Origin of the sequence: Flavobacterium sp. (assembly GCF_031422135.1) — a bacterium.
Taxonomy (GTDB): domain Bacteria; phylum Bacteroidota; class Bacteroidia; order Flavobacteriales; family Flavobacteriaceae; genus Flavobacterium.
In genome coordinates, this window is sequence record NZ_JANOQD010000003.1 from 40,264 (window position 1) to 54,471 (window position 14,208).

Sequence of the window (14,208 nt, forward strand, 5' to 3'; positions counted from 1 at the left end):
TACAAAAAGGTTGGAAAGGGTTAAAAAAAAATTACATTAGTTAATGGATACGTATCACTTTAAAAGTTGTAATAGTATAAAAAAATCAAAAGAATGTTTTTTTACTATGCGCGCATAACAAATATTTTTACTACATTTGAAAATCAAAATAAAAAACTATGAATTTTTCAGCAAAAATGCTTCGTGATAATGCCTTAGAAGACAAAGTAATTGTAGTAACTGGTGGCGGAAGCGGCTTGGGTAAAGCTATGACAAAATATTTTCTTGAACTGGGTGCAAAAGTAGCTATCACTTCTCGTGACCTAGAGAAACTACAAAATACTTGCAAAGAATTGGAAGCCGAAACTGGTGGAAAATGCTTGGCTATTCAATGTGATGTTCGTCATTATGACCAAGTTGAAGCTATGTTGGCAGAAGTTCTAAAAACTTTTGGTCGTGTAGATGTTCTATTAAACAATGCCGCTGGAAATTTTATTTCTCCTACGGAAAGATTATCGGCAAATGCTTTTGATACCGTAATTGATATCGTTTTGAAAGGCTCCAAAAACTGTACTTTGGCCTTTGGAAAACATTGGATAGATGCTAAACAAACCAATTGTAATGTTTTAAATATTGTTACTACTTATGCTTGGACAGGTTCTGCCTATGTTGTGCCGAGTGCTACTGCAAAAGCAGGAGTTTTGGCTATGACTAGAAGTTTGGCTGTCGAATGGGCAAAATATGGAATTAGAATGAATGCAATTGCACCTGGACCATTTCCTACAAAAGGGGCTTGGGACAGATTATTACCAGGCGATTTAGCCAAAAAATTCGATACTTCAAAAAGAGTTCCATTGCGTCGAAACGGTGAACACCAAGAATTAGCCAATTTAGCTGCTTATTTGGTTTCAGATTTTTCAGCTTACATTAATGGCGAAGTGGTTACTATTGATGGTGGAGAATGGTTGCAAGGTGCTGGTCAATTTAACGACTTATCAGCAATTCCTGAAGAACTTTGGGATCAGTTAGAAGCTATGGTTAAATCAAAAAAATCAAGTTAGAATTACAAAAATATTTTTCTGTTTTTTAAAAAGTATCCCTACATCATAAAAAAAGTATTTATTTTGTAGGGATTTGTTATTTCAAATAGGGAACGAAACGAGATTTTATGACGGCAAAAGAGTTAATACAAAAATACCGAAAAAGTGAAGGTAAAATAGTTCCAGCTGAACTAATTTTAATGTTTGCATTTTCTGAAAATGTAGATAATGAAATTGCTGACGATAATTTACATTTAGAACTGAAATTGTAGAAGAATTGCTAAATGATTTTTCGTTAAAAGACATTAAATTAATTAGAACAATTTTTGAGGAAGAATTGAAATGCGAATTAATAACCCGTCGTCACGATAATCTATATCAATTGTGTTACTATTTGTTTGAAATAGGAAAATTAGAAGATGTTTTTTTGATTTATGACGCTAAATTTAATTCAAAAAGTATGGATGCTGGAACTATGTTAGACAGAGAAATGATGTATATGAATCAACCCAATGACAATGTCATTACCTTTGTAAAATCAGAACTGAATGAAAAACCTGAACTGAATAAAAAATACAAAACAATATTGATTGAGCTTAACAAGTTGAAAAAACAACCAAACAATGACCTCAAAGAATACAGTGAATTCATAAAAGGATATTTTTTCGGTCACGAAAATTAATAACTATGATATCTATTAAAAAATATTATTTCTGTCTATTATTTTTCACTATTGCTTTCGGATTTGCTCAAGAAAACAGGAATGCTTTAATGCAGAAAGGTTGGGCGGCATTGATTAAAGACAACGAAACCGAAGCGTACCATTATTTCTCATTAGCCAATGAAAAAGCAAACAAAGAAGACAACACTATTGGCAAAGCGGAATCCTTATTATATCTTGGGATAGCTACTTTTGGTTCCGATTTAGAAAAAGGTTTGGATTTTGCAACAAAATCCTTGAATGAATATAAAAAAATTGAAAGAAAAGAAATTTTAAAATCAATAATCGGTCGAGCTAAATGTTTGCAACTCATAGCAACAATTTACAGTCGGCAAAACAAGCAAGCTGAAGTAATAAAAATTAGTCACGAAGTAATTTCATTACTAAAAAACAAGAAAGATACCTCAGGAACTTTGGGACTTGCTTATACCAATTTGGGTGATTTATATAAGAACACAAAAAACATTGATTCATCCGAAGTTTATTATAAACAGGCATTGAATGAGTTTTTAACTTCTAAAAACTCGGCTTATCTACCAAGTGCATACAATAAAATTGGGGAAATAAAACAATTAAAAAACGAAAAGGAAGAAAGTTATTTTTTATTAAATAAAGGTCTTGAATTCGCTATAAAAACCGAAAACAAACAAGCTCAAGTGTTCAGTTGGTTGGCTATTAGTAATTGGTTTCAAAAAATGGATAACAATACTTCAAAAGCTGAAGATTGTTTAGAAAAAGGATACAATATAGCAAAACCACTTACTGATAAAATGTTTGAAGTTAAAGCAATTGACGCTTTAATACAAATCAAAAAAAAGCAAAACAACTATTTTGAAGCTTCTCAATGGCAAGATAAGTTGCTAACTATTAAAAATGATTTTTTTTCTTTGGAAAAAGCAAAAATTTTAAAAAACCTTGAAGTTAAATTTGATATTTCTGAAAAAAACAGGAAAATTGAATTAATTTTAAAAGAAAAAAAAGTATCACAATTAACAAATTATCTTCTACTAATTGGAATTTTAGTGATACTTATCATTTTCGTAATGGTTTATTTCTTTTTAAAAAAAATAAACAAAAGAGATAAAATTTTAATAAAAGCCAAAGAGGATTTACTATTGGTTTTAGAAAGTCAAGAAAAAATTAAAGCCCAACAATTTCAAGATAATATTGAGAACAAAGAAAGCCAGTTGAGTATTATAACCCTGCAAATGTTGCAAAAAAATGAGTTGGTTGATGAGTTGAAGAATACAATAGAACAAGATGAAGTTTTATCCAAAAATCAATTGCAAAAAATTGTAAGCAAACATTTATCGCAAGATAACGCTTGGAACGATTTTAATCTGTATTTTGAAGGCATAAACAATAATTTTTACAACCGTATAAAGCAATCATATCCAGACATTAGCCCAAATGATTTAAAAATATGCGCATTAATAAAGTTAAATCTCTCCATAAAGCAAATGGCTTCTATTTTAAACATATCGCCAGATAGTGTAAAAACGGCTAGATACAGATTGAGAAAAAAATTGCAACTAAATAATGAAGATAATTTAACAGCTTTTATTTTAGCTTTGTAAACCAACACTTGTTTATAATATAGTACTTTGTACACCTTTTGTCTACCTATTCTAGTAATATAATAAATTAACTTTCTTTAATTTTGGAATGATGATGATTTGTAACTTTTAATAATTATAATTATGAAAAAAAATACTTTTTATAAAGTGGTATTTGTTTTAATCGCTTTTACTTTTTCGTCACAAGCTCAAGTTTTAAATTCAGGATTCGAAACCATAAAACCTAATGGGAAAATAAGTAATTGGGGAATTGATTTTGTGCATCCTGTAAGTATTGATATTAATACAGGGGCAATTACTCAGGATTTTATCCAGTTTGATAATTATGATTCTTTTGCTATAAGTAGTGCGCCAGTATTTTACACTGGCGATAAATCATTAGAAATTAGAAACGCTTATAACTATACAAAAGACAAAGTAATTCCAGGTGGAGCAGAGTTGTTTTTTGATGCTACACAAGACACTCCTGGTTGGAATTCTGGGGTTCCAATTACAAATGGTAATTTAGTAAATGTTCTAGGGTTTTATTATTTTTTCACTCCAATAAATAATTTTGATGGTTTGTTTGATGTAGTTGAGGCTACTTTAACCGTTTTTGGAGAAAATGGAGAAATCGGAAAAGCAACAATTAAAATTGCAGAACCTAACTATATTTATTCAGGACTTATTGAATTTAATTATATTGAAACACCTGTTGTTTATACCACAAATGAAGCACCAGTTTTTATGACTTTAAAGTTCAATATGGCTGCCCAAGGCTCAACACCACACTACGGAACAAGAATTATAATAGATGATGTAAAGGTATTTAATCCACTATTGACCGTAAAAGACAATTCATTTTCAAGTTTTAATATATATCCTACGCTAGTTGATAATCATATAGTTATAACGAATAATAATCAAAATAATTCATTCGATTTTTCGATTGTGAATATGCAAGGTCAAATCGTAAAAAAGATAAATGAAAGAGGTCAAAAAATTGAAATTGATGTTTCACTGTTGGCTTCTGGAATGTATTTTATAAAATCAGAAAATTCAGAGTTGCCACATACTACTAAATTTATAAAAAAATGAAATTAAAAATTTTAGTATCGCTATTATTTATTCTTGTTAGTAGCCATCAAAGCAAATTATTCAGTCAAAAAAATAACAGTGGAATTCTAACCCACGAGTTAATTAAACTTGAAACCGACAAAATTTTTGACAAGATAGTTAAAGTAAGAAGAGACTTGCATAAGAACCCCGAATTGGCAGGTAATGAAAAACTAACACAAGAATTCATTAAACAATATTTGTTGGGCTTGGGACTTGAAGTGAAAACCGATATTTATGGTTATGGTATTGTTGGTATTTTAAAAGGAGGCAAAAAAGGAAAGCATATTGCTTGGCGTGCTGATATGGATGCCTTGCCAAACGACTTTCCAGATAATGTTGATTTTAAATCTAAAGTAAAAGATGTGCAGCATGGTTGTGGGCACGATATTCATATGGCAATTGGTTTAGGTATTGCCGAAGTATTATCTAAAAACAAACAAGATTTGAAAGGCACGGTTTATTTTATTTTTCAACCCGAAGAAGAAACTTTTAAAGGTGGAAAAGGTATGGTTGAGGGCGGTTTGTTTTCGATAATAAAGCCTACTGAAATTTACGGTTTGCATATTACTCCTGGGCCAGTTGGGCAAATAATGGTCAAATCAAATGAAATGTATGCTTACCAAAAAGGAGTTAGAATTCAGTTTAAAAATAAAGTAACTAAAGAAAATTTAACTGAATTATATGCAAAAATAGTAAGCAGTATGACCCGAAGTATTAATAATAGTAACCCTTGGGAGTTGCAACAAATACTTGACCCTAAAGATGGGCTTGCTAGTCCAAGTACAATTTATACAAATTATTTTATGGTCGATCCAAATTTTGGACATTATACCAAAGACGACACTATTATCTTAGAAGCAGATATGTATGAAACAGATAAAGATAAGTTAAAAGATATTATTCCTGGCATAAAAAAAGTGATTGAAAGCCAAGGTTTGTCTGATCAATTGATTTCAGTTTCGTTTTTCAAAGAAAATTCAACGATTCAAAACGACCCAAAACTGACAAATATTGCTATAAATACATTAGACAAAACTTTTGGAAAAGGCACAGTTACGCTTGACTATGGGCAAATACCTTATTCTAATGATGATTTTTCTTATTTTCAAGAGAAAATTCCCGGTGTTTATTTCTTTTTAGGTGGTTCCAACTTTGAGAAAGGAATGATTGCCATGATTCACGCTCCGAATTTTATGGTTGATGAAGAGTGTATAAGAGTAGGAGTTAAAAGTTTTTCTTCTTTAATTTTCGAAAGATTAAAAAAATAAAATGAAAAAATTACTATTAATAACTTTTCTCTTTACTATTACTAGCACTTTATTTGCACAAATTCCTATAGACAGTATTAAAAAAATAATACAAAAAGAAGTTTCAAACAAAAGGTCTAAAAGTATGATTTTAGGTATTGTTGATGCTAATGGAACACAAACTTTTAGTTTTGGAATAAAAAGTGATTTAAATCCACAAAAACCTGATGGTAATACTATTTATGAAATTGGATCTATCGGTAAAATCTTTACCGCCTTGTCAATGGCAGAAATGAGTCTAAAAAACGAATTGAATTATAACGATCCTATCTCAAAATTTTTACCAAAAACTGTAAAAACCCCAACAAGAAATGGTAAAGAAATTTCTTTACTTAACTTATCTACCAATAGATCTGGTTTACCGCGTATGCAGTTTAATCTTGATCCAAAAAATTTGGATAACCCTTGGGCTGATTATACTACGACTCAATTGTATGAATATATTTCAAGTGTAGAGCTAAATAAGGATATTAACTCCAAATGGCAATATTCAAATATAGGCTTTGGCCTTTTAGGTCATATCCTTTCGCTGACAGCACAAAAAGATTATGAAACTTTGGTAAAACAGAAAATTTGTGAACCATTAAATATGAAGAATACAGTTGTTTCATTTTCACCAAAACAATATCCAAATGTTGCAACAGGACATTCAGAATATGGAAAACCAGTTAGTGGTTGGAGTTGGGGGAAAAATCAAACTTTGGCCGGTTCAGGTGCATTGCGTTCTACTGTGAACGATTTGTTAAAATTTGCGGCAGCTAATTTGGGATTATTCAAAACAAATTTATCACCAGCGATAGAATTAACACATATTAATCAAGGTAAAAAAGATGGCAATGATGGTTTTGTAACAATGGGCTGGACAATTATGAGTGAAGATAATCTGCAAATATTGTGGAAAGATGGTGGCACATTTGGATGCCGTTCCTTTATTGGAATTGATAAAAAAAATAAGTTTGGAATTGTTATTTTATCAAATAGCGACAATCCTGTTACAGATATAGGACTACATATTCTGGATAACAGCAATGATATTAAACCCTATAAATACAAATGGAATTTATTAGACACTTTAGCCTCAACAACTAAATCAAAAGGTGTTAATGATGCCATTATTTTATATCATAAATTAAAAAAAGAAAATAATTCCCATTTTGTTTTTGAACCAATGCAACTCAACAATTTAGGAAACGAACTACGAAAAGAAAACAAAATAAAAGAAGCCATAAAAATATTTGAACTAAATGCAACCGAATATCCATCGCTACCAAATGTTTATGAAAGTTTGGCAGAACTCTATAAAAGAAACGGAAACAAAAAATTAGCTATCACCTATTTTGAAAAACTAGTCGAAATGGAACCTCAAAATCCGCGTTGGACTTTTTTGTTAAACAAACTCAAAACTAAATAATAGCCTTGTAATGAAAAAATATCACAGTTTTATCATTTGTTTTTTATGTTTTTCGATTTTTTGTTTCGGACAAAATAACCCAAATAGTTTGGAAGATAAAAGTATTTTAACCATTAAAGGAAAAAGAATTACTTTCGAACATTTAGATACTTTTATTACAAAACAAATGGACAGTCTAAACATTCCCGGACTTTCATTTGCAATGATTAATAATGGAGCTATTGCTTATGCTAAAAACTATGGTGTAAAAAATATAGATACTAAAGAAAAAGTAGATGAAAATACCATTTTTGAAGTATGTTCGGTTTCTAAACCAGTATTTGCCTATTTCATTCTGAAACAAGCAAATAAGAGAAAAATTGATTTAGACAAACCATTGTATCAATATTATACAGACCCGAAAATAGATACTTCAAATGATTATTATAAATTAGTTACTGCACGAATGGTTTTAAATCATTGTTCGGGTTTTCCAAATTGGCGAAAGGATGAAGACGAAAGCAACACCTTATATTTTGTGAATAAACCTGGAGAAAAATATGGATATTCAGGCGAAGGTTATCAATATCTTGCAAGAGTTTTAGGGAAAATTTTACATAAAACAGACCTTGAATTAAATGACTATTTTCAAAAAGAAGTTGTGCAACCATTTAGAGCCAAATCAATGAATTTTACTTGGAATAATAGCCTCCAGCAATTAAAAGCCTATTCACATAAAAACGGAAAACCAACAGACAATAGCTCTCAAGGTCCAGCCGATTGGTTTGGAGCAGCAGGAAGTTTGCATTGCACAGCAAAAGATTATGCCAAGTTTTTACTTTCGGTTATGGATAGTAAAAATAAAGTTGGCAAACAACTTTTGTCATTAAATACAACGCTACCAAAAGAACCAGACAGCCTTTACAGAAGTTTTGGTTTTCCATACAAAATGACAAACGGAAAAATCAGGTATTACCATACAGGAAACAATAGCGACACAAGATCATATACTCATTTTTATCTAAAAGAAAAATTTGGAATAGTAATGCTTAGTAATTGCGACAACTTCTTCTCTTCAAAATTTGTGCATAAGTTATTTGAATATTTAGAAGAAGAAATGATGTATTAGGAATACAACTAAAAAAGATATTTAGTTTGGTACAAATAAAAGTTACTAGATTTGGATAAAGATATAATATTCAATAACTTATACATTATAAATTTTACATTTTTACTATCTTTAGAGTCTTAAAAACCTTTATATTAAACATTTAACAATTAAAAACAAAAATTATGAAAAACAATTATTTTGCAATGTTAAAAGCAATACTTTTAACTGTTGTATTTCAATTTAATGCAAACTCACAAACCACTTTGGTTGCAGGCGATATAGCTTTTTCGGGATTGGTAACAAACGAATTTGAGCCAGTCACTGGATACAGCAATGATAAATTTTCTTTTGTTCTTCTTAAAGCCATTACAAACAATACTGTAATTAATTTTACAGACAACGGTTGGTTGAGAACAAATGCTACTACTGGTACTTTTAGAACTGGAGAGCAAAATTTTACTTTTACTAGTAATGCCGCCTATCCCGCTGGAACCGAAATTGTAATTGGAGGGATTTATAATGGAACATCTCCAGCAGCCCCTACTATTATTCAGGCCTATAGTGCAACTGGAGCAAGTTTAGGAACTGCTGGTACTTGTGCTGGAGTAATGTTGAGTCTTAATGGGGCCAATGGAGATCAGATACTTGCATTCCAAGGTACAACTGCTTTGCCAACTTTCATAAGTGCAATACATTTTAATGTTTATTCTACAACAGGTGGAGACCCAGTAAATACTACAGATACAGATTGGGAAGGAGCCAATAGTAATACAAATGGAAGCGGTTTGCCAACGGGTTTAACAACTGGTGTAAATGCAATTTGGTTATGGTCTGGAGTTCAAGGAACAAATGCTTCAGAGAGAAGAACAGGTCGTTTTACGTGTGGACCAGATGTTACTACTGTTACTAATGCTAGAGCAGCACTTAATAATAGAGTAAATTGGTTTTTATCAGATACTTATCCAACAACAGTTGTATTGCCTTCAAGTTGTTCTTATTTGGTTGCAGCATGTGTAAACCCTACTGCTTACAATGTAACGGGTGGTGGTGCATATTGTTCAGGAGGAACAGGAGTTGTTGTTGGTTTATCCAATTCAGAAACTGGGGTTACTTATCAGTTAAAAAATGGAGCTGCAAATGTAGGTTCAGCGGTTGTAGGTACAGGTTCAGCAATATCATTCGGGAATCAAACCATTGCAACTACTTATACTGTAATAGCTACTAGAACAGTTGGTGCTTGTACTACAACTATGAATGGAAGCGCAGTAGTAACTGTTACACCAATTCCGGTAACACCAACCATCACACCAACTGGACCAACTACTTTTTGTTCAGGAGGAAGTGTTACTTTAATATCTTCATCAGCCACAGGAAATGTTTGGTCAAATGGAGCTACAACGCAGTTTATTTCAGTTACAACAGGCGGGACTTATACTGTTGCGGTTACAAGCGCTGGTTGTACTTCGGATACATCAGCAGGAACTACGGTTACAGTTAATCCTTCACCAGTTGCTGGGGTAACATTAGCTTTAGGAGTACTAGAAGCGATTCAAATTGGCGCTACTTACCAATGGTACCAATGTGGTACACCAGATGTATTATTGACTGGAGAAACAAATAGAAGCTATACACCTACAGTTGCTGGACTTTATAGAGTAGTTATTACTCTTGGAGGATGTACTGTAACTTCTACTTGTGTAAATGTTGTTACTTTAGGGATTGAATACTTTGATATTAGTAACAAATTAGCTGTATATCCAAATCCGTTTTCAAATAGTGTTAATATAGAAACTGAATTAACGCTTAATTCTATTGAAATGTATAATCTTTTAGGGAAAAAGGTGTTTTCAAGTCAAGTAACAAATTCAATTAATACTAGTAACTTGAATAGCGGTGTTTATTTCTTGAAACTAAAAACAGTTGAAGGTCAAGAAATTATTAGAAAAGTTGTTAAAAATTAAAAAATATGTAAAAAAAAAATCAATCAATCAAAATCAAAAATCATGAAAACATCAACAGTAGTAATGTTTTGTGTATTTGTTTTTCAAAACATATGCGCACAACAAAAGCTACCCATAATCAAAGCCAATTCTAAAAACGTCAAGATTTTGGATGGTAAAAATTTCAAACCAAATTTTTGGGTAGTTTTCCCCGAAACCAAGCCGGATATTTATTATTTAGATTTACCTAAAAAAGCGCAAAAAATTAAGTTTATTACTGATATTGAAGAAATTACATTTGATATGAAATTTGGTGAGACTAAAGACTTCATTGTTTTATTGAATGGTAAAGATTCGTGCTACACTAGAATTTCGGCAAATTATCCTCTTTTAAAGACCTATAAAAAAAACAAAAAAGGAAACGACACAATTCCTATTACAATGAAAAATAATAGAATTTATTTTCAAGGTAAAATTAACGGTTCTGAAGTTTTAAATTTTCAGTTCGATTTGGGAGCAGATGCCGTAAACATTAATAAAAAATCGGTCAAGAAAATTAATATAGATTTTGACAAAAAAGGAAATCTTATAAATAGTGATGGTATAAACGAAACTCGTGTAAGCTCAACTAACACCTTTGAAATTTCTGGTTTAACTTGGAGTAATATTGAAATGTATGAAACCAAGAACATGAACAATTATGAAGATGCGATTATAGGCAATAGTTTTTTTTTAGACAAAATTTATAAAATAGATTACGATAAACAAATCATTGTAGTGTATGATGAAATGCCCAAAATAGATGCCGATTTTGTAAAGCAAGACATGCTTTTAGACAATGGCGTTCGGCCAGTTTTTGAAGCAATGTTTGATATTGATGGTAAAAAATACAAAGATTGGTTTTTGTTTGATACCGGAAATACTGGAAATGGTATTGTTGGAAATGGTTTTTTGACTCGAAATGACTTATATGATAAATTCTCGAACCTAGTAGGTCTAGGAAGTAAAAAAATAGCCTTTATTCCAAAATTAATAATTGCAAATCAATCAATTTCAGATGGTGTAATTATTTTAGAGAAAACCAAACAAAAACGGATCGCAATACAAATTTAGCGGACTTATTGGCAATAAAATTCTAAAACAATTTAATGTTATTATTGATAATCAGCAAGGGTTTATCTATTTGAAACCGAGTTTTTTTTTGGAAAAAAAAACCGAATAATTCCATATTTTATTATCGGACTGTTAATCATTATTCCGATAGTAATGTTTGTTAGATTTAGAAAACTTAAAAAAAATGAATCAATCAAAATCAATCAAAATCAAAAATCATGAAAAAAATCAAATCAATCGTACTGTTAGTATTATTAACCACTAATTTATCTTTTGCGCAAAGTAAAAAGGAAAAATTACAACAACTTTTTGAATTTTATAAGCAGCAAAATCAATTTAACGGCTCTGTTTTTGTTTCACAAAAAGGAGAAGTTTTGCTAAATAAAGGTTATGGATTAGCTAATGTAGATTTAAAAAAGGAAAATAACTCTAACAGCATTTTTCAAATATATTCCATTACAAAAACCTTTACAGCAACTGTAATTTTAAAATTAGTAGAAGAAAAAAAGCTATCATTGCAGGATAAACTTTCAAAGTTCTATCCAGATTATCCCGATGCAAGTTCTATTTCAATTGAAAGTTTATTAAACCATACCGCTGGAGTTTATGACTATACAAGAGGAAATGATATGAAAGACCAAACGGAAAAATCATTTATTGAATTTCAAAAAACAAAACCTTTGGATTTTCTAGTTGGAACTGATTGGAGTTATTCTAACTCGGGATATTATTTTCTAGGTTACGTAATTCAAAAAGTTACTGGAATAAGTTACGAAAAAGCTGTTGAGAAATACATACTTAAACCATTGCTAATGGAGCAAAGTGGTTTTGCTTTTAAAAACCTAAAAAGTCAAAATAAAGTTATTGGCTATGAGGTTTTTTCTGAAAAAGCACAAAAACCATCGGTTGTTTATGATCCACCTGGACCTTTTGCCGCTGGTGGAATATACTCAAGTGTTGAAGACTTAAACAAATATTATAATGGACTTAAAAATTACAAAATTATTTCCAAAAAAACTTTAGAAAAAGCATATACACCTTTCAAAAATAATTATGGTTATGGTTGGGTTACTATTCCAATGTTTGAAAAAATGACAGTTGGACATAGTGGTGCAGGAGCTGGTTTTAGGAGCAATTTTGTTCAAATTCCCGAAGATGATATCTGCATTATTCTGCTTACAAATACAGAAAGAGATTTAAACATTGCCACGAGTGCTATTATTAAAATTTTGTATAATAAAGATTATAAAATTCCAATTGTAGCCAATATAAATAAAGAAACTTTAAAGCAATATGTTGGAACTTATCAAGTAGAAAACAATTTTGTAATTTATCTTACAATTGTAAACAATAAATTAATAGCGCAAAGTGGAAACAACCCCAAAAGTATTCTTTATCCTGTAAAAGAAAATTTATTTTACGCTGAGGAATTAAATGGTTATGTGAGTTTTGAAAAAAACAGCAATGCACAAATAGCGTCATTAATTTTTTATAAAGGAGACCAACCAACAAAAGCAAAAAAAATATTTCCTTCTTGGGGAATTGTAGGAAGTGCCACAGAAAAAGGCTGGGAAGGACCTGATACAAAACTTTTTGAAACTGAAACAAAAGGCATTTGGACAATTAAAAATGTGTCTTTAAAAACTGGAGAACTAAAATTTCGTTTCAATGATGATTGGACTTTAAATTTTGGAAAAGATATGAGTGACAGGCTAATGCCTGAAGGGAATAATTTAGAAATCAAAGTAGGAGTTTATGATGTTTTATTAGACTTGACCGACTTTGAAAATCCGAAATATAAAATTGTAAAAACCTATAATTAAAAACTATTAGTGTCAAGAAATTATTAGAAAAGTAATTATATTGTAGGTTAATATTTTTTTAAGAAGAGCATCAATTTGATTGCTCTTTTTTTTTAGCCCTGATAGTAGTGAAAACCCTTTTGCAGAGGGAACTTATTTTTTGTTGAGCTAAAAAAGCGACCAAAGGAAGCTCTTTTTGGGGCTTACAAAAAAAAGTTACCGCCAAAAAGGTTGCAACGAACAGCAGGAATAGCTTCTAAAAGTTAATGATTGTAAACTTTCCCATTTTGTTAACAAATAAGACTTGAAAAAGTCATAAATAATTGTATTTTTACGGCTCAAAATTTTAAAAACAAAATGGGTAAAATCATTGCAATTGCCAATCAAAAAGGCGGTGTAGGAAAAACAACTACTTCGATAAATTTAGCAGCCGCTCTAGGTGTTTTAGAGAAAAAAGTGTTACTGATTGACGCTGACCCTCAGGCTAATGCAAGCTCTGGATTGGGTATTGATGTGGATGCAGTAGAAATTGGTACGTACCAAATTTTAGAACACAGCAACACACCCGAGGAAGCGATTGTAAAAAGTTCGGCACCAAATGTAGACGTAATTCCTGCGCATATTGACCTTGTAGCAATCGAAATTGAGCTGGTTGACAAGGAAAACAGAGAGTATATGTTTAAAAAAGCATTAGAATCTGTCAAGGATAAATACGATTATATTATTATAGATTGTGCACCATCATTAGGATTATTAACTTTGAATGCTTTGACTGCTGCCGATTCAGTGGTGATTCCTATTCAATGTGAATATTTTGCCTTGGAAGGTTTGGGCAAATTATTGAACACGATAAAAAGTGTGCAAAAAATTCACAATCCTGAATTAGATATTGAAGGTTTGTTGTTAACTATGTTTGATTCGCGCCTTCGATTGTCAAATCAAGTAGTGGAAGAAGTGCAAAAGCATTTTAACAATATGGTTTTTGAAACCATTATTCAACGAAATACAAAATTGAGTGAAGCTCCTAGTTATGGCGAAAGCATTATAAACTATGACGCTACAAGCAAAGGAGCTACAAATTATTTGAGTTTGGCTCACGAAATTATAAAGAAAAATAGTTAAAAATATTT

General features: G+C 30.9%; 12 protein-coding genes. All 12 read left to right on the forward strand.

The window, feature by feature from the left end:
- Positions 1–158 precede the first annotated feature (158 nt).
- The 12 genes from RMO70_RS00345 to RMO70_RS00400 all read left to right on the forward strand — a co-directional run bounded on the left by RMO70_RS00345 (position 159) and on the right by RMO70_RS00400 (position 14,200).
- Complete coding sequence (locus RMO70_RS00345; protein WP_310554427.1) at positions 159–1,040, forward strand: SDR family oxidoreductase; 882 nt, start codon at positions 159–161, stop codon at positions 1,038–1,040.
- A gap of 107 nt (positions 1,041–1,147) precedes the next feature.
- Positions 1,148–1,291, forward strand: a complete 144-nt coding sequence (locus tag RMO70_RS00350) for a hypothetical protein (protein WP_310554428.1) — start codon at positions 1,148–1,150, stop codon at positions 1,289–1,291.
- A gap of 5 nt (positions 1,292–1,296) precedes the next feature.
- A complete protein-coding gene (locus RMO70_RS00355; protein ID WP_310554429.1) occupies positions 1,297–1,701 on the forward strand; it encodes a hypothetical protein in 405 nt (134 codons plus the stop codon).
- A gap of 5 nt (positions 1,702–1,706) precedes the next feature.
- On the forward strand, positions 1,707–3,317 hold the full coding sequence (locus RMO70_RS00360) for a hypothetical protein (protein ID WP_310554430.1): 1,611 nt from the start codon (positions 1,707–1,709) through the stop codon (positions 3,315–3,317).
- Positions 3,318–3,440: 123 nt separating this feature from the next.
- Positions 3,441–4,394, forward strand: coding sequence for a T9SS type A sorting domain-containing protein (locus tag RMO70_RS00365; protein ID WP_310554431.1), 954 nt, complete (start codon positions 3,441–3,443; stop codon positions 4,392–4,394).
- The gene (locus RMO70_RS00370) at positions 4,391–5,683 is read left to right on the forward strand and encodes a M20/M25/M40 family metallo-hydrolase (RefSeq protein WP_310554432.1); all 1,293 of its coding nucleotides are present in this window, start codon (positions 4,391–4,393) and stop codon (positions 5,681–5,683) included. The genes RMO70_RS00365 and RMO70_RS00370 overlap by 4 nt, the downstream gene beginning before the upstream one ends.
- A 1-nt stretch (position 5,684) precedes the next feature.
- A complete protein-coding gene (locus tag RMO70_RS00375) occupies positions 5,685–7,133 on the forward strand; it encodes a serine hydrolase (RefSeq protein WP_310554433.1) in 1,449 nt (482 codons plus the stop codon).
- A gap of 10 nt (positions 7,134–7,143) precedes the next feature.
- Positions 7,144–8,241 carry a serine hydrolase domain-containing protein gene (locus tag RMO70_RS00380; RefSeq protein ID WP_310554434.1) on the forward strand — a complete coding sequence of 366 codons (1,098 nt, stop codon included), beginning with the start codon at positions 7,144–7,146 and terminating at the stop codon, positions 8,239–8,241.
- Positions 8,242–8,405: 164 nt separating this feature from the next.
- Positions 8,406–10,184, forward strand: coding sequence for a T9SS type A sorting domain-containing protein (locus RMO70_RS00385; RefSeq protein WP_310554435.1), 1,779 nt, complete (start codon positions 8,406–8,408; stop codon positions 10,182–10,184).
- Positions 10,185–10,226: 42 nt separating this feature from the next.
- Positions 10,227–11,276 carry an aspartyl protease family protein gene (locus tag RMO70_RS00390; protein WP_310554436.1) on the forward strand — a complete coding sequence of 350 codons (1,050 nt, stop codon included), beginning with the start codon at positions 10,227–10,229 and terminating at the stop codon, positions 11,274–11,276.
- Between the two features lie 218 nt (positions 11,277–11,494).
- Positions 11,495–13,099, forward strand: coding sequence for a serine hydrolase (locus RMO70_RS00395; protein WP_310554437.1), 1,605 nt, complete (start codon positions 11,495–11,497; stop codon positions 13,097–13,099).
- A 336-nt stretch (positions 13,100–13,435) separates the two neighbouring features.
- On the forward strand, positions 13,436–14,200 hold the full coding sequence (locus RMO70_RS00400) for an AAA family ATPase (protein WP_310554438.1): 765 nt from the start codon (positions 13,436–13,438) through the stop codon (positions 14,198–14,200).
- Positions 14,201–14,208: the final 8 nt, after the last annotated feature.

Coding starts and splice junctions, on each gene's coding strand:
- RMO70_RS00400 (WP_310554438.1), top strand. CDS start 13,436: ATGGGTAAAATCATTGCAATTGCCAATCAAAAAGGCGGTGTAGGAAAA.
- RMO70_RS00360 (WP_310554430.1), top strand. CDS start 1,707: ATGATATCTATTAAAAAATATTATTTCTGTCTATTATTTTTCACTATT.
- RMO70_RS00375 (WP_310554433.1), top strand. CDS start 5,685: ATGAAAAAATTACTATTAATAACTTTTCTCTTTACTATTACTAGCACT.
- RMO70_RS00380 (WP_310554434.1), top strand. CDS start 7,144: ATGAAAAAATATCACAGTTTTATCATTTGTTTTTTATGTTTTTCGATT.
- RMO70_RS00370 (WP_310554432.1), top strand. CDS start 4,391: ATGAAATTAAAAATTTTAGTATCGCTATTATTTATTCTTGTTAGTAGC.
- RMO70_RS00390 (WP_310554436.1), top strand. CDS start 10,227: ATGAAAACATCAACAGTAGTAATGTTTTGTGTATTTGTTTTTCAAAAC.
- RMO70_RS00345 (WP_310554427.1), top strand. CDS start 159: ATGAATTTTTCAGCAAAAATGCTTCGTGATAATGCCTTAGAAGACAAA.
- RMO70_RS00365 (WP_310554431.1), top strand. CDS start 3,441: ATGAAAAAAAATACTTTTTATAAAGTGGTATTTGTTTTAATCGCTTTT.
- RMO70_RS00350 (WP_310554428.1), top strand. CDS start 1,148: ATGACGGCAAAAGAGTTAATACAAAAATACCGAAAAAGTGAAGGTAAA.
- RMO70_RS00385 (WP_310554435.1), top strand. CDS start 8,406: ATGAAAAACAATTATTTTGCAATGTTAAAAGCAATACTTTTAACTGTT.
- RMO70_RS00395 (WP_310554437.1), top strand. CDS start 11,495: ATGAAAAAAATCAAATCAATCGTACTGTTAGTATTATTAACCACTAAT.